The organism is Acidovorax sp. FG48 (assembly GCF_057809085.1).
Window position 1 is genome coordinate 13,613 of the sequence record NZ_JBMDJH010000005.1, and the last position, 25,762, is coordinate 39,374.

Here is a 25,762-nt window from a genome sequence, read left to right on the forward strand (position 1 = left end):
AGGTGAAGCGTGCAAAAAACCGAAGGCCCGGCGCGGACCCGCTCAGTCCGTCGCTACCCCCGTAGGCAACACGGTCACTGCGGAGGCGTGAAGACCTCGAAGCGGTTGCGCCCCCCGTACTTGGCGCGGTACAGGGCTGCGTCGGCCGCGTGCACGAGTGTGTCAGAACTGGTGCCGGGGCGTGGCACCAGGCTGGCAATGCCCATGCTCGCCGTGATGTGTGGCGCCGTGGGGGAACGGGGGTGGGCCAGCGCCGCCTCGCGCAGGCTTGCCATGCAGCGCTCTGCCACCGTCACGGCCTCGGGCAGGGGCACATCGGGCAGCAGCAGCACGAACTCCTCGCCGCCGTAGCGCGCGGCCACCTCGTCGGCCCGGCGGATGGTGCCCTGCAGCAGCTGCGCCACGCGGCGCAGGCATTCGTCACCGGCCAGATGGCCGTAGTGGTCGTTGTAGAGCTTGAAGTGGTCGATGTCGATCAGGATCACGGCCAGCGGCAGCTGGTGTCGTCCGCAGCGCATCCATTCGGTGGCCAGCCGCTCGTCAAAGCGCCGGCGGTTGCCAATGCCCGTCACGCCGTCCGTGGTGGACAGCAGGGCCAGCTTGGCGTTGGCGGCGGCCAGCTCCTGTTCCTTGCGCACCAGTTGCGTGACGTCGGTGCGCACACCGGCGATGCCGCCCTGCGGGGTGCGCCGCTCGTCGGCCTGCAGCCAGCGGCCCTCGGGCAGGCGCTGCAGCACGGCGTGGTTGGCCGCACGGTGGTCTGCCATGCGCTGGGCGAGCCAGGCTTCTTCGTTGCCAACGGCGTCGGGGTACTGGCCGCGCTCCGCGCCGTAGCGCGCGATCTGCTCAAACGTGCTGCCCGGCACGATCATGGGGGCCGAGATGGGGTACAGGCGCCGGTACTGGGCGTTGCACACCACCAGCTTGTCCTCCGCATCGAATAGGGCAAACCCTTCGGGCAGCGACTCCATGGCGTCCTGCAGCAGCTGGCGGGCCTGCTGCGCGGCCTGTTGGGCGGCCTCCAGGGCCTGGCGTTGCTCGATGAGGTTGGTGATGTCCAGTCGCACGGCCACTACATAGTTCTCCGGCGTGCGGGTTTCGTAGATGTTGATCCAGCGGCCGTCGCTCAGGCGCTGCACCAGGGTGGACGTGCTGCTGCCATGCTCCGACAGGCGCTCTGCGATCCAGGCCTCTTCGCGTCCCTTGGCTGAAGGGATCAGGCCGCGCGAGACCGAATAGCGCAGGATGTCCGCAAACCCCTTGCCCAAGTGGTCCGCATAGTTGATGTACGGATACATGCGGGACAGCTGCTGGTTGTAGAGCACCAGCCGGTCCTGCTCGTCGAAGATCTCGATGCCCACGGGCAGGGCCTCCACCGCGCGCTCCAGCAGCTGGCGCATGCGCTGGCTTTCCTGGCGGGCGGCTTCGACCTTCTGGCGCTGTTCGATCAGGTCGCTGATGTCCAGGCGCACGCACACCGTCATGCCGGACGGGGTGCGGCATTCGTGCATGTGCATCCACGTGCCGTTGGGATAGTGGCGCACTTCGGGGCCGGGCCGATGGCCCCGGATGGCCAGCTCATGCGCAAGCCAGAGCTCTTCCTGGTCCTTGGCCTCCTCGGGGATGCCGTAGCGCAGGCCCTCGCGCAGCAGTTCCTCATACGTCTTGCCCAGGGACTCTGCCACGGGCAGGTGCGGACGCAGGCGCGCCATCTGGTCATTGCACAGCACCAGCCGGTCTTGCTCGTCATAGATGTCCAGCCCGGCGGGCATGGCATTGACGGCCTCGCGCAGGCTGCGTTCGGCACGTTCGGCGTCGTGCAGGGCCTGCTTGAGCGCGCGCTCCTTGTGCACTGCGTCCGTGATGTCGGCGCGCAGCACCACCATGCCGCCCCCCTCTTGCAGGCGCTCGGTGATGAGCATCCAGCGGTCGCCCTCGACCTCCTGCACCTCGGGCTGGCCGGGCGAGCGGTGGCGGGCCATGCGGTCGGCCAGCCAGGCGTTGGTGTCTTGCCGTGCGGCCACGATATGGCCGGACTCGGCCGCCCGGCGCAGCACATCTTCAAATCGGGTGCCGTACTCGACGGCCATGGTGGTGCCGGGGCTGACTTCCCGGTACCGGGGATTGCACAGCACCAGGCGGTCGTCGGCGTCGTAGATGGCCAGGCCGTCGGGCAGGATGTCCAGCGTGGCGCAGAGTTGGTTGGTGGCCCGCTGCGCGGCGTCCTGGGCAGCCCTGGCGGTGGCATGCATCGCCACCAGCCGCAGGCTGAGCCACCAGCACAGCACGGCGCTGGCCACCAGCCCCAGCCCGGCGCCCACGCTGGCCAGGCGCATGGCGGGGTCCATGCTCTGGCGGGCCAGCGCCCAGGTCAGCAGCCCCAGGCCCCCGGCGCCACAAATCCCGGCCACCAGCCGGACCAGCAGCTGTCCGCGCAGGGGGAGGGGGGTGGGGTGAGGGGGCATGCGCTGGGGCCGTTGCGAGGGTCTGCGGAAAGTGGTCGGGCGGGTGGGGTGAGAAAAAAATCAACAATAAAGGGATGGGCGAGCAGACGTCCGGGTGGTGGCGGTCCGTGGACGCAGGCCCTGACGACGGTGCTCGCAGAAAGTCTAGCAGCGCTCCCCGTTTTCCGGTATCCGAAAATGCGGAGGCGGTGCAAACCCCATAGACTCCGGGGCTGGCACTTTTCACCCCTTGCCCATCCCCTCTTTTGGAGAAACCCGATGTTCAATGACGACCTCCATGCCGACGCCCAGGCGCTGTTGCCCGGCCGCACCACCGAAGCGGGCGCCACGCGCCGCACTGCGCTGCAGGCAGCGCTGGGCCTGGGTTATGCGGCCGCAGCCGCGCCCATCATGGCCCAGACGGCCATTGCCACGCCGGCAGACGGTCTGACGGTGGGGGAGGTGAGCTTCACGGTCAACGGTTTCAAGGTGCCCGCCTACCGCGCGGCGCCCGCAGGCAAGACCGGCCTGCCCGTGGTGCTGGTGATCCAGGAGATTTTTGGTGTGCACGAGTACATCGCCGACACCTGCCGCCGTTTTGCCAAGGCGGGTTACCTGGCCATTGCGCCCCAGCTGTACGCACGCCAGGGCGACGCCTCTGCCTACACCGACATCGCCAAGCTGATGGCCGAAGTGGTGTCCAAGGTGCCTGATGCCCAGGTGATGGCCGACCTGGATGGCGCCGTGGCCTGGGCCACCGCCAATGGGGGCGATGGCACCCGGGTGGGGATCACCGGCTTTTGCTGGGGCGGCCGCATCACCTGGTTGTATGCCGCCCACGGCCCCGTCAAGGCTGGCGTGGCGTGGTACGGACGGCTGGTGGGCCAGGCCAGCGAACTCACCCCCAAGCACCCTGTAGACCTGGCGCCTATTCTCAAGGCGCCGGTGCTCGGCCTGTATGGCGAAAAAGACACCGGCATCCCCCTTGACACGGTTGATAAGATGAAAGCGGCCTTGTCCAGCGGCTCGCCGCAGGCCAAGGCGTCGGAATTTGTGGTGTACCCCGATGCACCGCACGCCTTCCATGCCGACTACCGCGCCAGCTACCGCAAGGAAGCGGCCGAAGACGGCTGGAAGCGTGCGCTGGCCTGGTTCAAAACGCACGGTGTGGTTTGATGCACAAACCCCCGGCCCACCAGGCCGCCCACAGCCGCCCCACACCCGGGGCGGCTTTTTTCATCTTGCATCGGGCGTGCAGAGCTTGAACAGGTTTTAAGGCTTACAGATAAAGCGCAAAAAGCTATGACTTTGGTAGCAATCATTCTGGCCACCCTGGCCGCTGGTATCGGCAGCGTGTGGCTGGCCGCCTTGCTCATGCGGCTGGGCCTGGGTGGGCGGGGCGACAGCGTGGGCCCGCAGCACCTGCTGAGCCTGGCGGCGGGCGCTCTGCTGGCCACGGCCTTCATGCACCTGCTGCCCGAGGCGTTCGAGAGCCAGGCCGGCGCCCACGACCTGTTTGCCACCCTGCTGGTGGGGGTGGTGTTCTTCTTCCTGCTCGACAAGGCCGAGCTGTGGCACCACGGGCACGAGCACAGCCACGCGGAGACCGCCGCACACAGCCACGCCCCGCACGACCACGGCCACGCGCATGACCACAGCCATGGCCATGCCCACCACCATCACCACGGCCCCCGTTCGGGCGGCTGGGCGGTGCTGACGGGCGACAGCGTGCATTGTTTTGGCGACGGCATCCTGATCGCGTCCGCCTTCATGGCTGACATCCGCCTGGGTGTGATCGCCGCCGTGTCCGTGCTGGCGCACGAAGTGCCGCACCACATGGGCGACCTGGTGGTGCTGCGCCAAACCAGCCCCAACCGCCGCATGGCGCTGGTGAAGGTGTCGCTGGCAGGCGCGGTGACGGCGCTGGGCGGCGTGGTGGGCTACTTTCTGGTGGGGCAGTTGCAGGACTTCCTGCCGTACTTTCTGGCGGTGGCCTCCAGCAGCTTTGTGTACGTGGCGCTGGCCGATTTGATCCCCCAGCTGCAAAAGCGCCTCACTGCCAGGGAGACCATTGCGCAGATTGCCTGGCTGATCGCGGGCATGGTGATCGTGACGTTGGTGAGCGGGGCGGCGCACGCGCATTGATGTGCTGGGAGGTGAGACCTTGACTTTGCTCAAGGCCGTACCAGGCGGTTATGCCATGCTGGACGCATGACCGCTCCACACGCCAGCACCGTCTCCCTGGGCCTGCTCGCCCAGCCCACGCGTTTTCTGTTCTTCACCGGCAAGGGCGGGGTGGGCAAAACCTCGCTGTCCACCGCCACGGCCATTGCCCTGGCGGATGCCGGGCGGCAGGTGCTGCTGGTCAGCACCGATGCGGCCTCCAATCTGGATGAAATGCTGGGCGTGCCTCTGTCCAACCAGCCCGTGGCCGTGCCCGGCGTGCCGGGGCTGCACATGCTCAATATCGACCCCGACACGGCGGCCGAAGCCTACCGCCAGCGCGTGCTGGCGCAGCTGGAGGCCACGGCCACCAGCGAAGAGCGCGCCACCGTGCGCGAGCAGCTCTCGGGCGCCTGCACGACCGAGATCGCTGCATTTGACGAATTTGCCGCGCTGCTGGCCAGCGAGGGCAGTGACACCGGCCATGTGTTCGACCATGTGGTGTTCGACACGGCCCCCACCGGCCACACGCTGCGCCTGCTGAGCCTGCCCAAGGCCTGGACCGGATTCCTGGCCGGCAATGACCGGGGCGCCTCGTGCCTGGGGCCGCACTCGGGCCTCAAGATGCAGGAGGCCCGCTTCAACGCCGCCCTGGCCGCGCTGAGCGACCCGGCCCTGACCACCGTGGTGCTGGTCACCCGCCCCGACCCCCGCCCCATGCAGGAGGCCGCGCGCACCGCGCTGGAGCTGCGCGCCCTGGGCCTGGCCCACCAGCGCCTGGCCATCAACGGCGTGTTCCATGCCAGCCAGCCGGGGCAGGACGCGGTGGCCGACGCCATCGAGGCCCTGGGTCGTCAAGCCCTGGACCAGATGCCAGACGCCCTGGCGCAACTGCCGCGCGACGAGGTGCCGCTGCGCGCCTTTGACACGGTGGGCCTGCCCGCGCTGCGGGCATTGCTGGGCGGCGGCGACGTGCCTTCCAGTGCGCACAGCCCCACAGCCGCAGCGCCCTTGCAGGCCGAGCCGCTCGCGGCCCTGGCCGACGCGCTGGCCGCCAAGGGCCACGGCCTGATCATGGTGATGGGCAAGGGCGGCGTGGGCAAAACCACCATTGCCGCCGCGCTCGCCGTGGGGCTGGTGCAGCGCGGGCACAGCGTGCACCTCACCACCACCGACCCGGCTGCCCACGTGCAGAGCCAGCTGGACGGCAGCCTGCCGGGCTTGAAGGTGGGGCGCATCGACCCGCACGCCGAGACCCAGGCCTACATCGACAAGATCATGGCCACGCGCGGCAAGGCGCTGGACAACGCGGGCCGCGCCCTGCTGCTGGAAGACCTGCAGTCACCCTGCACCGAAGAGGTGGCCGTGTTCCACGCGTTCAGCCGAGTGGTGAACGAGGCCCGCAGCGCCTTTGTGGTGCTGGACACGGCGCCCACTGGCCACAGCCTGCTGCTGATGGACGCCACCGGCGCTTACCACCGGCAGATGACGCAGCAGTACGAAGGCAGCGCCAACGCCAAACACATCATCACGCCGCTGATGCGCCTGCAGGACGCCGACATGACCCACGTGGTCATCGTCACGCTGCCCGAGGTCACGCCCGTGAGCCAGGCCGCCGCGCTGCAGGACGACCTGCGCCGCGCCCGTATCGAGCCCTGGGCCTGGGTCATCAACAAAAGCGTGGCGGCCACGGGTACCAGCGACCCGCTGCTACAGGCCCGACTGGTGGGCGAGCAGCAGCAGGCCGCGCGCATTGCCAGCGGCCTGGCGCAGCGCACCTACGTGCTGCCCTGGCTGGCGACACCGCCGGTGGGGGTGGAGGCGTTGGGGCAGCTGGTGGCGGCGCCTTCTGCTGCGTCAGGAGATTTGCTATCTCATTGATAGCTGCTTGGGCATATGGAACTAGCGCTAGCGGCCAAAATGGCTCAAAAATATCCGTAGGGGTGTTCCAAGGCCCCCACAGGCCTGTGCAGCCCCGCGGCTAGCGCGCCAGCTCCTCGCGCACGGCCGCCACCTGCCGCCGCGACACCGCCAGCAGTTCGGTCGATCCTTGCAGCCGCACCGCCCAGCCTTCGCCCTCTTCGGGGTCGTAGTGCTTTTCCAGCGCGCGCACGGCGCGGCGTGCTACCAGGGCATTGCGGTGGATGCGCAGAAAGCGCGGCGCAAACTTGGTTTCCAGCTCGCTCAGCGAGCCGTCCATGATGTAGCTGCGGGTGGTGGTGCGCACGGTCACGTACTTCTGCTCGGCCTTGAAGTACAGCACCTCGGCCAGGGGCAGGCGCTCGGTGCGGCCCCGGTCCTGGATCAGCAAAGTCTCGCCCTCGGGCAGGCTGGGCACGGCGCTGGGCCCTGCCGGGCGGCTGGTGCGCTGCACCTTGGCCAGGGCCTGCTGCAGCCGCTCGCGGCGCACGGGTTTGGTGAGGTAGTCCACGGCGTCCAGCTCGAACGCGCTCACGGCGTGGTCCGCATGGGCCGTCACAAACACAACAGCCGGCGGCTGGGGCAGGGCCTGCAGCGCATGCGCCAGCGCCAGGCCGTCCTGCCCCGGCATGTGGATATCCAGCAGCACCAGGTCGTACGCACGCCCCCCGGTGGGGCCCAGCAGCGCCATGGTCTCGGCGGCGTTGGAGGCCTCGGCCACCGTGCAGCGCTGGATGTCCGAGCAGTCGGACAGCAGGGTGCGCAAGCGGCTGCGCGCGAGGGCTTCGTCGTCAACGATCAGGATGTTCATGGGGTTTGGAGGGGGTAGGTTCGGTGGGCGCGACCACGCCACGGCGGGAGCTGCCGCGTGGGTCGCCACGCCCGCGTGGGGCCTTGCGCTGGCGGGAGGTGGGCTGGGGCGTGGGGTCGGCAGCGGGCAGTGTGATGCGTACCTGGTACAGCCCGTCCTGCACACCGGCGGTGAACTCGCCCTGCACGTCGTGCAGCAAGGCCAGCCGCGCGCGCACGTTGGCCAGTGCGATGCCGTGCCCCCGTGTGCTGGGCTCGTCGTGCCTGCCGGGTTTGCCTTCCTTGGGGGGCAGGGTGTTGGTGATGCGCACCACCACGCGGTTGCCGCGCAGCTCGGTCAGCACGCGCAGCTTGCCGCCCCGGGCGCTGGGCTCCACGCCGTGCTTGACGGCGTTTTCCACCAGCGGCTGCAGCAGAAGCGGGGGCAGGCGCGCGCTGTCGGTGCGCGGGTCCAGGTTCCACTGCACTTGCAGGCGGTTGCCAAAGCGCACCTGCTCAATGCCCAGGTAGCGCCGCGCCAGGGTGATCTCCTCAGCCAGCGTTGTGGATTCGCCCTGCTCGATGAGGGCCACGCGGAACAGGTCCGACAGGTCTTCCAGCAGCGACTCGGCCTTGGCCGGCTCCTCACGCACCAGCGCAATGGCGCTGTTGAGCGTGTTGAACAAAAAATGCGGGCGAATGCGCGACTGCAGCTCCGTCAGGCGCGCCGTGGTGGCGGCCGGGGTGCGGCCCCGGGCGCGCAACACCAGCGCGGCCACCAGCATGGCTGCCAGCAATGCGCCGGTGGCAGCGCTGGCCAGCCAGGGGGGCGATGCCGACAGGCCCACCAGCGCCAGCATGGCGCAGGCATAGGCACCGGCCACGGCGCCCAGCAGCACCCCGGCGGCATATTGCTGCGCGGTGGTCAGGCGCTGCAGCACTGTCTTGAGGCTGCACGCCGTGACCAGCCACACCAGTGTGGCCGGCAGCGCACCGCCGGTCAGCAGCGCCAAGCTGGCCAGCCATGCGGACGGGCTGCTGGCGCCGTACATGGCGCCCACGCCCACCACCACCTCCACGAACAGCACAGCCCGCAGCACCACACCCACCTGGCAGGCATCGAACACCAGGGCCCGCCCGCGTGGTGGCTGCCCGCCCGACCCTGCGCCTGCAGCCGCCCGCACGCTGCGCACGGGCCTGTCTGGCAGGGCGGAATCCGGCGGCGGGGGCTGGGTCGATAAAATTTGGGTGTTTTGCATTGCGGCATCCGGGCAGTCCGGGTGTCTGAACCACCGGATTATTGCCCTCCTTATGTCCAAAGCCCAAGCCACCAGCGCCGACTCTGCGCCGTCCCACAACCAGCTCGACACCAAGGCCCAGGCCTGGTCGGCGCTGTTTTCCGAGCCCATGAGCGACCTGGTCAAGCGCTACACGTCCAGCGTGTTCTTCGACAAGCGCCTGTGGCAGGCCGACATTGCAGGCAGCCTGGCGCACGCCGAAATGCTGGCCGCGCAAGGCATCATCAGCCCTGAAGACCACGCCTCCATCCAGCGCGGCATGGCGCAAATCACGTCGGAGATCGAATCCGGCGCGTTCGAGTGGAAGCTCGATCTGGAAGACGTGCACCTGAACATCGAAGCGCGCCTGACCCAGCTGGTGGGCGATGCAGGCAAGCGCCTGCATACGGGCCGCAGCCGCAACGACCAGGTGGCGACCGATGTACGCCTGTGGCTGCGTGGCGAGATTGACCTGATTGGCGACCTGCTCAAAGAGCTGCAGGTGTCTCTGGTGGATGTGGCTGAGCAGAACGTGGAGGTGATCCTGCCCGGCTTCACCCACCTGCAGGTGGCCCAGCCCGTGAGCTTTGGCCACCACATGCTGGCCTACGTGGAAATGTTCAAGCGCGACGCCGAGCGCATGGCCGATGTGCGCCGCCGCACCAACGTGCTGCCCTTGGGCAGCGCAGCCCTCGCTGGCACCACCTACCCGCTGGACCGCGAACGCGTCGCCAAAACCTTAGGGATGGACGGCGTTTGCCAGAACAGCCTGGACGCCGTGAGCGACCGCGACTTCGCCATCGAATTCACCGCCGCCGCCAGCCTGTGCATGGTGCACGTGAGCCGCCTGTCGGAAGAACTCATCATCTGGATGAGCCAGAACTTCGGCTTCATCAAGATTGCCGACCGCTTCACCACCGGCTCGTCGATCATGCCGCAGAAGAAGAACCCCGACGTGCCCGAACTCGCGCGCGGCAAGACCGGCCGCGTGGTCGGCCACCTGATGGGCCTGATCACCCTGATGAAGGGCCAACCCCTGGCCTACAACAAGGACAACCAGGAAGACAAGGAGCCGCTGTTCGACACCGTGGACACGCTCAAAGACACGCTGCGCATCTTTGCCGAGATGGTCGGCGGCCAGCTCGACCCTGCGACGGGCAAGAAGGAGGGCGGCATCACCGTCAACGCCCAGGCCATGGAGCAGGCCGCGCTCAAGGGCTACGCCACCGCCACCGACCTGGCCGACTACCTGGTCAAAAAGGGCCTGCCCTTCCGCGACGCGCACGAAACCGTGGCCCATGCCGTCAAGGCTGCGACCTCGCACGCGTGTGACCTGTCAGAGCTGCCCCTGAACGTGCTGCAGGGCTTCCACCCCGCCATCGAGAAGGATGTGTACGAGTGCCTGAGCCTGCGCGGCTCGCTCAACGCCCGCAACACGCTGGGCGGCACCGCCCCCGCGCAGGTGCGTGCCCAGCTCGCCCGCCACCGCGCCCGCCTGGCTTGATCTTTGCACTGTCGCTTGACCTTCTACCCTGGAGCTTTTTCATGACAACTTCTCGCCGTAGCCTGCTGTCTCGCCTTGTGCGCACCAGTGCTTTTGTGGGGGCCGCACTGGCCGTGGGCCTGGCGTCTGCCCAGCAGGCCAAGCCCATTCGCCTGCTCGTGGGCTTTCCGCCCGGCGGTGGCACGGACGCCATTGCGCGCACTCTGTCCGAGAAGCTCAAGGACGAGCTGGGCCAGCCCGTGGTGGTGGAAAACCGCCCCGGCGCGGGCGGCCAGATTGCCGCGCAGACCCTCAAGGCCTCAGCGCCCGATGGCACCACGCTGTTCCTCACGCACGACCACACCATCTCCATCCTGCCTCAGGTGGTGAAGAACCCCGGCTACGAACCCGCGCGTGACTTTGTGGCGGTGGGCGGTTTTGCCACGTTTGTGAATGCGTTTGCCGTGTCGGGCGGCACGCCGGCCAAGTCGTTCACCGAGTACGTGCAGTGGGTCAAGACGGCCGGTGGCAGCAAGGGCGCGGTGGGTATTCCTGCGCCAGCTTCCACGCCAGAGTTTCTGGTCAAGCTGGTCGGGCAAAAGTACCAGCTGGACCTGGTCTCTGCACCGTACCGGGGCAGCGCCCCGATGATGGCTGACATGCTGGGCAACCAGATCAGCGCGGGCGTGGCCTCGGTGCAGGACTTCATGGAAAACCACAAGGCCGGCAAGGTGCGCGTGGTGGGCGTGCTGGGCACCAAGCGCCAGGCCTCCATGCCCGACGTGCCCACGTTCGACGAGATGGGCCTCAAGGGCTTTGAAGACCTGCCGTACTACGGCATCTACGCACCCACCGGCACGCCGCAAAAGTTCATCACCGACTTCTCGAACGCGCTGGCCAAGGTCGTGGCCCAGCCTGATGTGCGCGAACACCTCACCGCCATGGGCCTCACAGTGGGCTACATGTCGCCCCAGCAGCTGGCCACGCGCGAGAAGGCCTACACCGAAGCCTGGACGCGCATCATCAAGACCAGCGGGTTTGTGGCGCAGTAAGGGCCGTCGAGCGGGCGGCGGGTCATACACCTGACCTCCGCCCGGATTCGCAGCGCGGGCGGTGCGTCCCCTGAGGGGCCTACGTGAGGCCCTTGCACTGACCGACCTGGATGCCATCCCAGCGGCCAGCGTCTGCGCATTCGGTGCTGGCCGGTCTGCACAGACCATGGCACCATCCGGCACCCATCCCGGACCTCATTCATGCCCACCAGCCGCCTTCCTTCGAACTGGATCCATCACCGGTACCTGCCCCTCGCGGTGGGCGTGTGCAGCAGCACACTGGCCGCCTTGCTGGCCTGGGTGGTCATCGACATCTCGCACACCAAGGCACGCGCTGAGATTGCCGCGCAAGCGCAAAGCCACCTGCTGCAGATCCGCGACCGCCTGGACCGGCAATTGCAGAGCACGTTGTCGGTGCCTGAAACGGTGTCCGCCTTCATTGCGGCGCAAGGCAGCATGTCGCCCGACATTTTTGCCACCGTGGTGGGCCGCCTGCTGGAGCACCAGCGCAATATCCGCAACCTGGCCCTGGCGCCCGACAACGTCATCAGCGACGTGTACCCGCGCGTGGGCAATGAGCGGGCGATTGGCCTGCGGTACCTGGACAACCCGCAGCAGCGTGGCGCGGTGGAGCGCGCCATCCAGACCCGCCGCACGGTTGTTGCGGGCCCCATTCCGCTGGTGCAAGGGGGGCTGGGCATCATCAGCCGCACACCGGTGTTTCTGGCGCATCCGCCGGGGCGTGCACCGGTGGGCGGGCCCCGTTACTGGGGCATCGTGTCGCTCACCGTCAATGCCGACACCCTGTTCGCGGATGTGGGCCTGAACTCTGACCAGATGGGCTTTCAGGTGGCGGCACGCGGGCTGGACGCGATGGGCGCGCAGGGCGCGGTGTTCATCGGCCGATCCCAGTTGTTCGACGAGGAGCCCGCCACGCTCGATGTGCCTTTGCCGGGTGGCGGCAGCTGGATTCTGGGCGCGGTCCCTACCGGCGGCTGGGGAGCGGCAGGCCGCGCACCCGTGCTGGTGGTGATGCTGGCCTATGCGTTTGCGCTGGTGCTGGGGCTGTTGAGCGCGCGGCTGGTGCGCGCCCACCAGCAGGTATTGGCCCTGGCCAGCCATGACCGCCTGACAGGCTTGCCCAACCGGCGCCTGTTTGAAGACCGCTTGTCGCAGGCGGTGCTGACGGCCTACCGCGACCACCGTGCTGGCGCGTTGCTGCTGGTGGATCTGGATGGCTTCAAGGCCGTGAACGACAGTCTGGGGCATGGCAGTGGCGACCAGGTGCTGGTGCGTGTGGCGCAGCGTCTGGCCGGACTGGCGCGCGCCAATGACACCGCCGCCCGCCTGGGTGGCGACGAATTTGCCCTGGTGCTGAACGCCGTGGCGTCCCCCGAGGCCGCCATGGAAATGGCCCAGAAGGTGCTGGCAGCGCTGGTGGCACCCATCGGACTGGACAGTGGCCAACACGTGCTGACCGGTGCGAGCATTGGGGTGGCGTTGTTCCAGGGCCCTGCGGTGGAGTCGATGCCGGCGCTCATGGACCGGGCGGACCGGGCGCTGTACACCAGCAAGCGCAGCGGCAAAGGGCTGGCGATACTGGCCGAAGCCCCGGGAGTTGCCGAGCCGCCGCCGCAGACCTCCACGCCATCGGCGTGAGAGGCGGGTTTTGCCGATATCCAACAAAAATAGCTGCAGGCGCTAGTACATCAAGCGCTTGCAGCTATATTTTTAGGAGCTCAGCCTGTCGCAAGGTTGCCGTTCAGTCCGCAACCTGGTCACAGCATGGCCGTGCGCTGCTGCTCGGCGCGCGATGCGCCAATGGCGGTCTCCACGTTCTTGACCTCTTCGGGCGGGGGCAGCACGGCGGGCATGCCCAGGGCCTGAATAGCCAGTTCGCGGCACCAGCCCTTGGTGTGGTAAAGGTGGTGGTCCTCGTCTTTTTCCACCGCCTTGTGGGCCACCTTGAGGGTGTGGCCCACATCGCCCGTCGCCACCTTGGCCACCTGGCCCAGCAGCTCCCAGTTGGCGTGGTCCTTGGTTTCGGCATGCACCACACATTCGCAGGCCACCAGCTGTGCGGCCTCTGGCGTGCCCGACTTTTTGGCCAGCTGCATCGCCTGGACCAGGGAGGTGCCAATGTGCTTGACCACAGCCCGCGTGGGCGACTGCGCATCGGGGTCCAGGCCCAGCGCATCGCAGATGCCGCGCACCACGTTCTGGTGCGCCAGCGTTTCTTCCAGATAGCCTTCCCATTCCTTCTTCAGGTCGGGGTTGATGGCGCAGGTGAGGGCGGTGCGGTACACCTGTTCGCCGCCGAGTTCGGTCTCCATCATCTGCAGGACGAGGTCGTCGAGTTGATGGCTGTCGTAGTGGCTTTTGGGCATGGTGACTCCTTGGGTGGTGGGTGAACAAAAAAGAGGGCGATGCGGTCAGGCCAGGGTGCGGACTTGGGGCTCGCGGTCCCACTGGCGGGTCTGGGCGGCGGCGATGAAGCCCTGCACATCGGCCGGGTCCACCACGCCCGCATCGGGCTCGATGCCACCGGCCTGCAGGATGGCCCGGGTGCCCTTGCAGGCGGCAATGGCCTTCAGGTGGCCGAACGCGTCGCGGAACCAGTCCACGGCCGCCGCCTCCTTGGCCAGCTGTGCGCCCATGTCGGGCGACAGGATGGAGGCCACGGCGTCAAACACCGCCGACGGGGTGCCCGCCAGCTGGCCGTCTGCGGGCAGCAACGTGCCGTCTTTCAGCATGGCGCCGCCCACCTTGGGCGCGACGATTTTCACGGTGGCGCCCACTTTCTCCAGCGCCTTGCGCAGGTTGGCCACCGAGGTGCCGTTGGAGCCATCGGCCACCAGAATGCCGATGCACCGGCCCTGCAGCGTGGGCTTCATGCGGTCGATGATGCGCAGCGCGGGCGACAGGGGCAGGTCCTGCACCGGCTCGGTGGTGGCGGGGGCGGGCGGCAGGGTTTGCAGACCCAGGCCGTCGGCCACCCGCTGGGCCAGGTCAGCATCCACATGCAGCAGATGGCCCACCACCGCTTCGCGCACATGGGGTGTGCCCACCTTGGACAGCTCGAACACCAGCGCCGACGCCATGTGCGCCTGCTCCAGCGGGCTCTGGCTGCGGTAGAACATGCGCGCCTGGCTGTAGTGGTCGGCAAAGCTCTCGGGGCGCACGCGGCCCTTCACCCCGTCGTCGGCCTGGGCAACATGGCGAAAGCCTTGCGCCAGCGAGGCGCGGGGCGTGTCGCCCTGCAGGCTGCTGGGCTCGTAGTTGACGCGGCCCTTGGGCACCTGCATCTGCATGTGGCCGTCGCGCTGCATGTTGTGGAACGGGCACTTGGGCGCATTGATGGGGATCTGCGCAAAGTTGGGCCCGCCCAGGCGGGACAGCTGGGTGTCCAGGTACGAGAACAGGCGGCCCTGCAGCAGCGGGTCGTTGCTGAAGTCGATGCCCGGCGGCACATTGGCGGGGCAGAACGCCACCTGCTCGGTCTCGGCAAAAAAGTTGTCGGGCCAGCGGTTGAGCACCATGCGGCCGACGGGCTGCAGGGGTACCAGTTCTTCGGGGATGAGTTTGGTCGGGTCCAGGTGGTCAAAGGGGAAGCGCTGGGCGTCCTCCTCGGTGAACAGCTGCACCGACAGCTCCCACTCGGGGAAGTCGCCCGCCTCGATGGACTCGAACAGGTCGCGCCGATGGAAGTCGTTGTCGGCCGATTGCAGCTTGACCGCCTCATCCCACACGGTGGACTGGATGCCCAGCTTGGGCCGCCAGTGGAACTTCACAAACGTGCTCTCGCCCGCCGCGTTGAGCAGGCGGAAGCTGTGCACGCCAAAGCCTTCCATCATGCGCAGGCTGCGCGGGATGGTGCGGTCGCTCATGGCCCACATGATCATGTGCATGCTTTCGGGCATCAGCGAGACAAAGTCCCAGAAGGTGTCGTGCGCGCTGGCCGCCTGCGGAAAGCCCCGGTCGGGCTCCATCTTCACGGCGTGCACCAGGTCCGGGAATTTCATTGCGTCCTGAATGAAGAACACGGGGATGTTGTTGCCCACCAGGTCCCAGTTGCCTTCGGACGTGTAGAACTTGACGGCAAAGCCGCGCACGTCGCGCGGTGTGTCCACCGAGCCCGCGCCACCGGCCACGGTGGAAAAGCGGGTGAACACAGGGGTCTGCACCCCGATCTCGGTCAGCACCTTGGCGGTGGTGTACTTTTTGAGCGAGTGCGTGAGTTCAAAGAAGCCATGGGCTGCCGTGCCCCGGGCGTGCACGATGCGCTCGGGAATGCGTTCATGGTCAAAGTGGGTGATCTTCTCGCGCAGGATGAAGTCTTCCAGCAGCGCCGGGCCGCGCGGCCCTGCGCGCAGCGAGTTCTGGTTGTCGGCGACCGGAATGCCCTGCTGCGTGGTCAGTACCGGGTGCTTGCCGCCAGCCTGTTGCTGCAGTTCGCCCGCATTGCCGCGAAAGTTGTCGGACTGGGTGGAAGAGGGCAGAGCAGACGGCGCTTTATGGGCCGTGCTGCGGGAGGTAGGGGGTCGTGCCATGGGCGCTCCTGAGGGTGCGTGGGGTAAAACGAAGCCGTCATCTTTGGGCGCTGAGCAGGGGCAGCGGGTAGGACACGGCCCCATCGGCACGTCGTCATGCACAGGAGATGCCCATGGGCCCGCTCGATACGTAAGTGCTTGCAACACACACCCGCGCGACATGGCACTTTGTTACGCTTGCCGGTTCCTTCGGAGGGGATAGCGTGAACGCAAAAAAATGGATGTTGGCCGCCAGCCTGTCTCTGGTGGCCTGGGGGGCGCAGGCCCTGCAGATCACCAGCTTCTCGCCCCAGGGCGAGGTGGCGCGCGTGCGCCAGGTGGTGGCCAAGTTCGATAGTGCTGCGGTCAATTTCGGCGACCCCAAGGCGCCCGCGCCGCTGAGCCTGAGCTGCAGCGACGCCAGCGTCACCAAGGGCACGGGCCGCTGGACCGGCGAGCGCGAGTGGGTGTTTGACTTCGAGCGCGACCTGCCGCCGGGCGTGCGATGCACCGCCAGCGTCAAGCCAGGCTTCAAATCGGCCGCTGGCGCAGAGCTGACGGGCGCCAAGAGCTATCAGTTCAATAGCGGCGGGCCGTTTGTGCAGAACCTCCGCCCCAGCACCTACGAGCAGATCGACGAGGAGCAGTTCTTTGTGCTGTTCCTCAACGGCGCCGCCACCACGGCCAGCGTGCAGGCCAACGTGTGGTGCACGGCCGAAGGCGTGGGCGAGCGCATCCCCGTGCGCCTGATCGAAGGAGCCCAGCGCGCCGAGATCCTCAAGGGCCTGGGGCTTGAGAAAGACGCCGCACGCGATCCCTTGTCGTTTGCCACGCTGGCCTGCAACCGCCGGTTCACCTCCGGCTCGCGCATGCAGATCGTGTTCGGCAAGGGTGTGGCAACGCCCAGCGGCGTGGCCAACACGGTGGAAAAGCGCTTCGATTTCAAGGTGCGCGAGCCGTTCTCGGCCGAGTTCAACTGCGAGCGTGAAAACGCCCAGGCGGCTTGCCTGCCCATCCGGCCGATGATGCTGTCGTTCAATGCGCCTGTGCCGCGCAAGCTGGCCGCAGCCATTCGCCTCAAGTCCGCCAAGGAAACCCTCAAGCCCCAGATCGACGGCGGCGCAGAAGGCGCCCAGGCCGATGCCCTGGTCAACAGCCTGCAGTTCAACGCGCCGCTGGCCGAGAACACGGCCTTCACCATCGAGCTGCCCAAGGACTTCAAGGACGCCTCGGGCCGCCCGTTGCGCAATGCGGACAACTTCCCGCTCAAGGTGTCTACCGGCGGCATGCCGCCGCTGGCCAAGTTTGCGGCGGCGCCGTTTGGCATCGTGGAGCGTTTTGCCGAAGGCCCCGCGTCCGACAACCCGCCTGCGCTGCTGCCCGTGACGCTGCGCAACGTGGAGGCTGCCCTGCGTGTGCAGGGCCTGCAGGCGGGCACTGCCACAGCCAGCGCGCCAGCGGGCAAGGTGAGCACGCTCAAGCCCCGCACCGACGCGGACATCATTGCCTGGTTCCGCAAGGTGCAGCGCTACGACAACTATGTGGTGAACCGCAAGCAGGCGCGCCAGGACGTGACCGGCCCCCTGCCCAAGGTGCTGGATGACGACAAGGAGTACGTGCAGTCGCGCATGCTGTCGCTGCTGGCGGGCAAGGGCGGCGTCAAGACGCTGGACCTGCCCAAGCCCGCGAGCAACGACCCGCGTCCGTTCGAGGTGGTGGGCATTCCGCTTACGCCCGGCTTCCATGTGGTGGAGATCGCGTCGCAAAAGCTCGGCGCCTCGCTGCTGGACGACCGCCATGGCGAAGGCCGCACGATGTATGTGCGCACCTCGGCGCTGGTGACCAACCTGGGGGTGCATTTCAAGCTCGGCCGCGAAAACGCCATGGCCTGGGTCACCACGCTGGACAAGGGCCAGCCCGTGCAGGGCGCCACAGTGCGCGTGTCGGACTGCCGGGGCAACGAACTGGCCAACGCCACCACCGATGCCCAGGGCATAGCCCGCATCGAAGGGCTCTCGCCCGAGCCGCCGGGCTGCAATTCCAATTCTGAGGACGAGGTCGGCCAGTCGTACTTTGTGAGCGCCCGCCACAAGGGGGGCGATGGCGTCGAGGACATGGCCTTCACCTGGAGCGACTGGCAGCGCGGCATCGAGCCCTGGCGCTTCAATGTGCCCACCAGCCGGTCTCCATCGCCGGACGAGCGCGCCCACACGATCTTTGACCGCACGCTGTTCCGTGCGGGCGAAACCGTGTCCATGAAGCATCTGCTGCGCGCCGAAACGCGCCAGGGCTTTGCCCTGCCGGGGTCGCGTCCCGACACCCTCGTCATCACCCACCTGGGCAGTGGCCAGCAGTTCACCCAGCCCCTGGTGTGGCGCGGCACTGCCACCGGCGGGCTCAGTGCGCAAAGCACTTTTGCCATTCCGCCAGCAGCCAAGCTGGGCGTGTATCAGGTTGAACTGGCGGGTAACGGCACCGTCAACGGCAGCTTGGCGTCTGGCTCGTTCAGGGTGGAGGAGTTCCGCCTGCCGGTGCTGGAGGGGCGCATTGCCCCGGTCGATAAAAAGGCGCTGGTGCGTGTGCGCTCGGTGCCCACCGATGTGCAGATCAACTACGTGGCCGGTGGCGGCGCGGCCAACCTTCCGGTGCGCGTGTCGGCCCTGGTGCGCGGCAAGTCCCTGGAGTTCAGCGACTACGACACCTTCCGCTTCAGCCCGCCCCGCAAGCGCGAGCAGAGCAATGCCAACAGCGACGACGAAGAAGCCACCGCCAGCCAGGACGCGCGTGTGATTGCCGACAAGCTGCCGCTCACGCTGGACAAGAACGGTGCGGGCAAGGTCACCATCGACAACGTGCCCCAGTCGCGCCAGCCGCAGGAGCTGCTGCTGGAGGCCACCTATGCCGACCCCAATGGCGAGGTGCAGACCCTGCGCAGCACGCAGACGCTGTGGCCCGCCGGGGTGGTCGCGGGCATCAAGACCGAGGGCTGGGTGTCTGCGCGCCAGAAGATCCGCTTCCAGGCGCTGGCGCTGCAGCACAGCGGCAAGCCGGCGGCCGACACCTCGCTGCAGGTGCAGGCGGTGGCACGCATCACCACCACCACGCGCAAGCGCATGGTGGGCGGCTTCTACAGCTACGACAACCAGACCGAAACCAAAGACCTGGGCACGCTGTGCACCGGCAAGAGCGACGCACGCGGTCTGCTGCTGTGCGAGGCCAAGCTTGACGAGGCGGGCGAGGTGGAGCTGGTGGCCACAGCCACCGACAAGGACGGCAACACCAGCGTGGCCGCGTCGTCGGTATGGGTGACGCGACAGGGCGAGCTGTGGTTTGGCGGCGAAGACCACGACCGCATCGACCTGCTGGCCGAGAAGAAGAGCTACCAGCCCGGCGAGACCGCCAAGTTCCAGGTGCGCATGCCGTTCCGCTTTGCCACGGCCCTGGTGGCGGTGGAGCGCGAGGGCATCATCGACACGCAGGTGGTGCAGCTCAACGGCCAGGACCCCACGGTGAGCCTGAAGGTGCAGCCCGACTGGGGCCCCAACGTGTACGTGAGCGTGCTGGCCCTGCGCGGCCGCCTGCGCGAGGTGCCGTGGTACAGCTTCTTCACCTGGGGCTTCAAGGCGCCGCGCGAGTGGTGGAACTCGTTCTGGTACGAAGGCAAGGAATACCAGGCGCCCACGGCGCTGGTGGACTTGTCCAAGCCCGCCTACCGCCTGGGCGTGGCCGAAATCCGCGTGGGCACGCAGGCCCACCAGATCGATGTGAAGGTGCAGGCCGACAAGGAGAGCTATGCCGTGCGCGGCAAGGCCCAGGTCACCATCACCGCCACACTGCCGGGCGGCAAGCCCGCCGCCAATGCCGAAGTGGCCCTGGCCGCTGTGGACCAGGCCCTGCTGGAGCTGATGCCCAACAGCAGCTGGAGCCTGCTCGAAGCCATGCTGCAGCGCCGCAGCTGGGGCGTGGAGACATCGACCGCGCAGATGGAAATCATCGGCCGGCGCCACTACGGCAAGAAGGCTGTGCCCGCTGGCGGCGGTGGGGGCAAGTCGCCCACGCGCGAGCTGCTGGACACCCTGCTGCTGTGGGAGCCCGCGCTCAAACTCGACGCCAACGGCCAGGCCAAGGTGACCGTGCCGCTCAACGACGCACTGACCACCTTCAAGATCGTGGCGGTGGCCGATGCATCCACCGGGCTGTTTGGCACCGGCGCTACCCAAATCCGCGCCACGCAGGACCTGCAGATCATCAGCGGCCTGCCACCGCTGGTGCGCGAGGACGACCAGTTCCGCGCGCAGATCACGCTGCGCAACACCACCAAGGCCGTGATGAAGGTGGAGGTGGCGCCGCGCGCCACGCTGCTGGAGCTGAAGCCCCAGACCATCGACATCCCGCCCGGAGAGGCACGTGAGGTGGCCTGGGACGTGACCGCCCCCGCGCAGCTGGCGCAAACGCGCGCCGAGGCCATCCTGTGGGAGATCGAAGCCAAGGACCAGGTCAGCGGCGCCCGCGATGCCCTCAAGGCCCGCCAGCGCATCGTGCAGGCGGTGCCGCTCACGGTGCAGCAGGCCACGCTGGTGCAAGTGGACGGTAGCTACAACCTCGACGTGAACCCACCCGCCGACGCATTGCCCGGCCGGGGCGGCCTCAAGATGTCGCTGCAGCCCAAGCTGGCCGAAGGCCTGCCCGGTGTGCGCGACTGGTGGGCGCGCTACCCGTTTGCCTGCCTGGAGCAAAAGACCAGCAAGGCCGTGGGCCTGCGCGATGGCGCGCTGTGGCAGACCGTGGTGGCGCAGTTGCCCACCTACCTCGACAGCGATGGCCTGGCCAATTACTTCCCGCCGCGCGACGGCGATGCCAACCGGGGCAGCGACACCCTCACGGCCTATGTGCTGGCCGCCACGCACGAGGCCGCCAGCATCAACCCCGCGTTTGCCTTGCCCGACGAAGCCCGTGCGCCCATGGAGCGTGGCCTGATCGCGTTTGTGGAAGGCCGCATCCAGCGCAACTTCTGGAGCCCGCGCAAGGACCTGGACATGCGCAAGGTGGCCGCGCTCGAAGCGCTGTCGCGCTACGGCAAGGCCCAGGGCCGCATGGTGAGCAGCATCACCATCGCGCCCAACCAGTGGCCCACCCACACGGTGATCGACTGGGTGAATGTGCTCAAGCGCGTGGCCGATGTGCCCGAGCGCGACAAGCGCCTGGCCGAGGCGATGCAGATCCTGCGCGGCCGCCTGTCGTTCCAGGGCACCAAGCTCATCTTCAGCAACGAACAGGACGACTACTGGTGGTGGCTGATGCAGAACGGCGACGTGAACACCGCCCGCCTGATGCTGGCCGTGATGGACGACCCGGCCTGGAAGGACGACATGGGCCGTCTGGCCAACGGCTTCATCAGCCGCCAGCAGGCGGGCGCCTGGCACACCACCACGGCCAACCTGTGGGGCGGCCTGGCGCTGGAAAAATTCAGCGCCAAGTTCGAGGCCACAGCCGTGTCGGGCACCACCAAGGCCAGCATGGGTGGCAACACCGCCAGCGTGGACTGGAGCAAGGTGGACCGCGTGAAGGCATCGGACGCCACCGGTGCTCCCAACCAGATCACCTGGTTTGGCGCGCCCGCATCGCCCGGCAACCTGAAGAACAACGGCATGTTCCTGCCCTGGAGCAAGACGGGCGGCAAGGAGCAGCTGGCCGTCACGCACCAGGGCCCGGGCAAGCCGTGGCTCACGCTGCAGTCGGTGGCGGCCATCGATCTCAAGGCGCCGTTCGCGGCGGGCTATGCGATCAAGAAGACCATCACCCCGGTGGAGCAGGCCAACAAGTCGCTGCCCGCTGGCCAGTACACACGCGGCGACGTGCTGCGCGTGACGCTGGAGGTCAACGCCACAGCCGACATGACCTGGGTGGCCATCACCGACCCCATCCCCGGCGGCGCCACCATTTTGGGCAGCGGCCTGGGCCGCGACTCTGAGATCGCCACACAGGGCGAAAAGAAGAGCGGCGCAGGCTGGCCCGCGTTCGAGGAGCGCAGCTTTGAGTCCTTCCGCAGCTACTACGAGTACCTGCCCAAGGGCACCGTCAAGATGGAGTACACCGTGCGCCTGAACAACGCGGGCGACTTTGCGCTGCCGCCCAGCCGCGCCGAGGCCATGTATGCGCCCGAGATGTTTGGTGAACTGCCCAACGCCCGGGTGAAGGTGCAGGTGGCCAAATAAGCTGCGACGCCCCAACGCCACTCTGTCATAACGCCGCCATGCACCGCCTTGCCCATCGCCCACCCCAGGCCCGCATGCCATGAGCCTCAGCGTCTTTCTGGAGCTGCGGTTCTGGCTGCTGGTGGGGTTCTCGCTGGTGCTGCCGTTGGGCATCTATGCGCTGCTGCTGGTCACGCGGTCGATCTCGCGCTGGGCGGTGCTGGGCTTTGGCGTGGCGCTGGTGCTGATCGCGGGCGTGGATGTGTACCTGCTGCAGTCCATCGCCGCACAGGCCAAAAGCACGCCGTCGCTGGCCGACGATGTGTGGTTCAGTTCCGAGCTGACGATTGCGCTGTACCTGCTGCCGGTGGTGTTCGGCGGTATCGGCGTCAACCTGATCTCGCACGTGCTGCTGCGCCACCTGACCGAGGCCGAGGGGCGGTTTGACCGCGAGCACTCCGATCGCTGACTCACTAGAGCGGCTAACAAAACTCCCCTGGCGTCGTTGTCTCGCCTTGTCGTACTACTTGTACTGCCTGCGGCGAAACGCCTAGCCAGGGCCGCTTTGCTGAGTTTTGTTAGCCGCTCTTAAGGGCTTACGATTCCTCGATCCCTTCGTTTTCAGAAAGTCAACCCGCCATGATCCTGGGTCTCGCTGCCAACCGCCTGCACCACCACACCGAAGACGCGGCGCTCTTTGTCTTGTTGCGCGCCTGCGAGGCGGGCATCCGGGAACTGCAGCTGGGGCTGCACGCCGTGGGCCGCACGCACGATGCCATCGTCGCTGCGGGCATGCTGCAGGGGTACCGGCCGCTGGTGCGCTATCCCTACGGGCGCGACGGTGGGCTGATGAAAGTGGTGGCAGAGGTGGTGGGCATGGGGGAAGGGCGCACGCTCGACGGCGCGATTTACCTCACCGACCCTGTGGACCCTTCTTCCATCTTCCCCGAGGCGCTGGCCCTCAAGCGGCAATGCGTGATCCATGGCAAGCCGTTTCTCTCCACCGTGGCCAGCGCACGGGACTGGATCGAGATGGAGCGCATCCACGCCGGGTTGGCGCCCGACCCACAGGCCGCCCGGTTTCATGACCATGGCAACCAGACGCTGGCGCTGATTGCGCACGACGCGTGCAAACAGGCCATGCTTGACTTCGCGGATCGCAACTTTGATGTGCTGTCGCAGTTTCGCCACCGGGTGGCCACCGGCACCACGGGCCAGCGACTGAACGCCCTGGCGTGGAGCAAGGGCTGGCCCGAGGGGCAGCCCTGGGTGCAGCGCTTTAACAGCGGGCCGCTGGGTGGCGATGCGCAGATTGCCGACCTGGTGCTGGAGCGCCGTTGCCACCGCGCCGTTTTTTTTGAGGACCCGCATGTGGCGCGCCAGCACGAGGCCGACATCCAGTTGCTGGAGCGCGCCGTGACCACCGCCACGCACGATGCGGTGTGTGTCACCGTGCCGGGCGTGGCGCAGCGCTGGTGCGACGCCGTGCGCCTGCGCGCAGCGCGCTGATGGCGCTTTGATCTCTGCTCGTTTGTGCTCCTTCCCTTCGATTTCTTCTCCACCTTGCGCATGCGCACACAGGCCACCGCTCTGGTGCTGGCGGCCTGCGCCTCGGGCGCCTGGGCCATCCCCGCGTTTGACGAGGTGCGCGCGGACTTCAAGCCCTCGGACACCCTGATCCTCTCGCGCGAAGGCGAGGTGCTGCAGCGCCTGCGCACCGATACCACTGTGCGGCGCGGCCAGTGGGTGCCGCTGGCCGATGTGTCGCCCGCGCTGCGCCAGGCGCTGGTGCTGAGCGAGGACAAGCGGTTTTTTGAACACAGCGGCGTGGACTGGCGTGCGGCCTCGGCCGCCGCCTGGGGCAACCTGTGGAACCAGCGCACGCGCGGTGCCAGCACCATCACCATGCAACTCGCCGGCCTGTTGGATGGCGATTGGCGCCAGGGCCCCGGCGGACGCACGGTGGCGCAAAAGCTGGGCCAGACGGTGGCCGCCCAGGTGCTGGACCGGCGCTGGCGCAAGGACCAGATCCTGGAGGCGTACCTCAACCTGGTGCCGTTTCGCAGCGAGCTGGTGGGCATCGACGCCCTGAGCCGCACTCTGTTTGATAAGGCGGCCCACGGCCTGGACGACCGTGAAGCCGCAGTGGCAGCGGCCCTGGTGCGCGCGCCCAACGCACGGCCTGCGCTGGTGGCACAGCGGGCCTGCGGCGTGCTGCGCGACATGCAGCAGCGCCCCTCCACCCCCACCTTGCCTGCTGCACCAGCGGCGCGCGTGGACTGCGATGCGCTGGACCTGTTCACTACGGCCGCATTGCAACGCCGCGCGTTCGATGCGAGCGAGGGTGTGGCGCCACACTTTACGCGTTACCTGCTGCGCCAGCGGGACAAGGACAGCGCCGTGCCCGAGCGGGTGACCAGCACCCTGCGCGCACCGTTGCAGCGTTTTGCCATGCAGAGCCTGCAGCAGCACCTGCGCGAGCTGCGCGGGCGCCATGTGGAAGACGGCGCGGTGCTGGTGCTGGACAACGCCACGGGCGCGGTGCTGGCCTGGGTCGGTTCGTCCGGCCAGCTCAGCCAGGCCAGCGAGGTCGATGGCGTGTTGGCGCTGCGCCAGCCGGGCTCCACGCTCAAGCCTTTTCTGTATGCCCAGGCGATTGCAGAGCGGCGGCTCACAGCGGCGTCGTTGGTCGAAGATTCTCCCGCGCAGATCACCACGGCGGGGGGGCTCTACATCCCGCAGAACTATGACCGACAGTTCAAGGGCTGGGTGTCGGTGCGCACGGCGCTGGCGGCGTCGCTCAACGTGCCGGCGGTGCGCACGCTGGTCATGGTCACGCCCGATGCTTTTCACCGGCAGCTCGGTGCCGTGGGATTGCCGCTGCGCGAAAGTGGAGACTACTTTGGCTACAGCCTGGCACTGGGCAGCCCCGAGGTGCCGTTGCTGCACCTGACCAATGCCTTCCGCACACTCGCCAACGGCGGGCGGGCGAGTCCTGTTGCAGGCACGCTCGCCAACGGCGGGCGACAGGGCACCGTAGCCCCGGTCGATGCCAAGCCCCGCTTCACGCCCGCCATCGACCCACGCGCTGCCTTCATCGTGGGCGACATCCTTTCCGACGGCAATGCACGCGCCCGCACCTTCGGCACCGACAGCGTGCTGGCCACCCGCTTCTGGACGGCGGTGAAAACCGGCACCAGCAAGGACATGCGCGACAACTGGGCGGTGGGCTGGTCAGAGCGCTACACCGTGGGCGTGTGGGTGGGCAACGCCAGCGGTGCAGCCATGCACGGGGTCAGCGGCACCAGCGGCGCAGCACCCATCTGGGCGGCGGTGATGGGCTTTCTGCACGCCCGCGAGCCCAGTCGCGCGCCCAAGGCCCCTCAGGGGCTGGTGCGGGCGGCCGTGCGGTTCGGCGCGGGGCCGTCTTCGGGCGCGTGGGCGCCCCAGCCGCTGGAGGCCGCGCGCGACGAGTGGTTTGTTTCCGGCACGCAGCAGCCCTTGTTTGCTATGGATTCAATAGCTGGTGAGGCATATGGAACTACCGCATCTAGCCAAAAAACCTCCAAAAGCGCCGCCCGTACCCCTGCAGCGCCCGCATCGGCTGCGGTAGCTGCCCCGGCGCGTATCACCGCCCCGGCATCCGGCACGGTGATTGCGCTGGACCCGGACATTCCACCCGCGCGCCAGCGCCTGCAGTTCACCGCCACGCGCGATGCGGTGCAGTGGCGGCTGGATGGCAAACCGCTGGGCCGTGGGGCCCGGGTGCCCTGGCTGCCCTGGCCGGGCCGGCATGTGGTGCAGATCACCGACGCCCAAGGTACGGTGCTGGACGAGGTGCGGCTGGAGGTGCGCGGCGCCGGTGTGGTGGCGGCGCCCACCCGGGCAGGTGCGCATTGACGCCGTCAATC

The 25,762-nt window shown here is 67.8% G+C and carries 15 protein-coding genes; 10 read left to right on the top strand and 5 right to left on the bottom strand.

Going from position 1 to position 25,762, the window contains the following annotated elements; translation table 11 throughout:
• Nucleotides 1–74: 74 nt before the first annotated feature.
• A complete protein-coding gene (locus ACODSU_RS08885; protein WP_488841781.1) occupies nucleotides 75–2,465 on the bottom strand; it encodes a sensor domain-containing diguanylate cyclase in 2,391 nt (796 codons plus the stop codon).
• 258 nt (nucleotides 2,466–2,723) lie between these two features.
• On the opposite strand from ACODSU_RS08885, the gene ACODSU_RS08890 reads away from it, so the two are divergent.
• The 3 genes from ACODSU_RS08890 (at nucleotide 2,724) to arsA (ending at nucleotide 6,488) form a co-directional block, all read left to right on the top strand.
• A complete protein-coding gene (locus ACODSU_RS08890; protein ID WP_488841783.1) occupies nucleotides 2,724–3,620 on the top strand; it encodes a dienelactone hydrolase family protein in 897 nt (298 codons plus the stop codon).
• 126 nt (nucleotides 3,621–3,746) lie between these two features.
• Nucleotides 3,747–4,589 carry a ZIP family metal transporter gene (locus tag ACODSU_RS08895; RefSeq protein ID WP_060985008.1) on the top strand — a complete coding sequence of 281 codons (843 nt, stop codon included), beginning with the start codon at nucleotides 3,747–3,749 and terminating at the stop codon, nucleotides 4,587–4,589.
• Nucleotides 4,590–4,655: 66 nt separating this feature from the next.
• Nucleotides 4,656–6,488, top strand: coding sequence for an arsenical pump-driving ATPase (gene arsA / locus ACODSU_RS08900; protein WP_488841785.1), 1,833 nt, complete (start codon nucleotides 4,656–4,658; stop codon nucleotides 6,486–6,488).
• A 100-nt stretch (nucleotides 6,489–6,588) separates the two neighbouring features.
• Here arsA and ACODSU_RS08905 read toward each other — a convergent pair whose 3' ends face one another.
• Complete coding sequence (locus ACODSU_RS08905; RefSeq protein ID WP_015013141.1) at nucleotides 6,589–7,338, bottom strand: LytR/AlgR family response regulator transcription factor; 750 nt, start codon at nucleotides 7,336–7,338, stop codon at nucleotides 6,589–6,591.
• Nucleotides 7,319–8,575 (bottom strand): sensor histidine kinase, encoded by a 1,257-nt coding sequence (locus ACODSU_RS08910; protein WP_488841788.1) that lies wholly within the window; start codon nucleotides 8,573–8,575, stop codon nucleotides 7,319–7,321. Before ACODSU_RS08910 ends, ACODSU_RS08905 begins: the two co-directional genes overlap by 20 nt.
• A 52-nt stretch (nucleotides 8,576–8,627) precedes the next feature.
• Between ACODSU_RS08910 and argH the strand changes: the two genes are divergently transcribed.
• From argH to ACODSU_RS08925, 3 genes are all read left to right on the top strand, one after another.
• Entirely contained in the window at nucleotides 8,628–10,097 is a 1,470-nt protein-coding gene (argH, locus tag ACODSU_RS08915; RefSeq protein WP_488841790.1) for an argininosuccinate lyase, read from the top strand.
• A 41-nt stretch (nucleotides 10,098–10,138) separates the two neighbouring features.
• Entirely contained in the window at nucleotides 10,139–11,128 is a 990-nt protein-coding gene (locus ACODSU_RS08920; protein WP_488841792.1) for a Bug family tripartite tricarboxylate transporter substrate binding protein, read from the top strand.
• Between the two features lie 201 nt (nucleotides 11,129–11,329).
• Nucleotides 11,330–12,787 carry a diguanylate cyclase domain-containing protein gene (locus ACODSU_RS08925; RefSeq protein ID WP_488841794.1) on the top strand — a complete coding sequence of 486 codons (1,458 nt, stop codon included), beginning with the start codon at nucleotides 11,330–11,332 and terminating at the stop codon, nucleotides 12,785–12,787.
• A 119-nt stretch (nucleotides 12,788–12,906) separates the two neighbouring features.
• On the opposite strand, the gene ACODSU_RS08930 is transcribed toward ACODSU_RS08925, so the two are convergent.
• Both ACODSU_RS08930 and ACODSU_RS08935 read right to left on the bottom strand, forming a co-directional pair.
• On the bottom strand, nucleotides 12,907–13,515 hold the full coding sequence (locus ACODSU_RS08930; protein WP_298448940.1) for a hypothetical protein: 609 nt from the start codon (nucleotides 13,513–13,515) through the stop codon (nucleotides 12,907–12,909).
• A gap of 45 nt (nucleotides 13,516–13,560) precedes the next feature.
• Nucleotides 13,561–15,678, bottom strand: coding sequence for a catalase (locus ACODSU_RS08935; RefSeq protein ID WP_488841797.1), 2,118 nt, complete (start codon nucleotides 15,676–15,678; stop codon nucleotides 13,561–13,563).
• A gap of 221 nt (nucleotides 15,679–15,899) precedes the next feature.
• On the opposite strand from ACODSU_RS08935, the gene ACODSU_RS08940 reads away from it, so the two are divergent.
• The 4 genes from ACODSU_RS08940 (at nucleotide 15,900) to pbpC (ending at nucleotide 25,751) form a co-directional block, all read left to right on the top strand.
• Complete coding sequence (locus ACODSU_RS08940) at nucleotides 15,900–21,872, top strand: alpha-2-macroglobulin family protein (protein ID WP_488842164.1); 5,973 nt, start codon at nucleotides 15,900–15,902, stop codon at nucleotides 21,870–21,872.
• A 79-nt stretch (nucleotides 21,873–21,951) separates the two neighbouring features.
• Nucleotides 21,952–22,320 (top strand): hypothetical protein, encoded by a 369-nt coding sequence (locus tag ACODSU_RS08945; RefSeq protein ID WP_488841799.1) that lies wholly within the window; start codon nucleotides 21,952–21,954, stop codon nucleotides 22,318–22,320.
• Between the two features lie 170 nt (nucleotides 22,321–22,490).
• Nucleotides 22,491–23,360 carry a methylglyoxal synthase gene (locus ACODSU_RS08950; protein ID WP_488841801.1) on the top strand — a complete coding sequence of 290 codons (870 nt, stop codon included), beginning with the start codon at nucleotides 22,491–22,493 and terminating at the stop codon, nucleotides 23,358–23,360.
• A 60-nt stretch (nucleotides 23,361–23,420) separates the two neighbouring features.
• On the top strand, nucleotides 23,421–25,751 hold the full coding sequence (pbpC, locus tag ACODSU_RS08955; protein ID WP_488842166.1) for a penicillin-binding protein 1C: 2,331 nt from the start codon (nucleotides 23,421–23,423) through the stop codon (nucleotides 25,749–25,751).
• The last annotated feature ends 11 nt before the right edge of the window (nucleotides 25,752–25,762 follow it).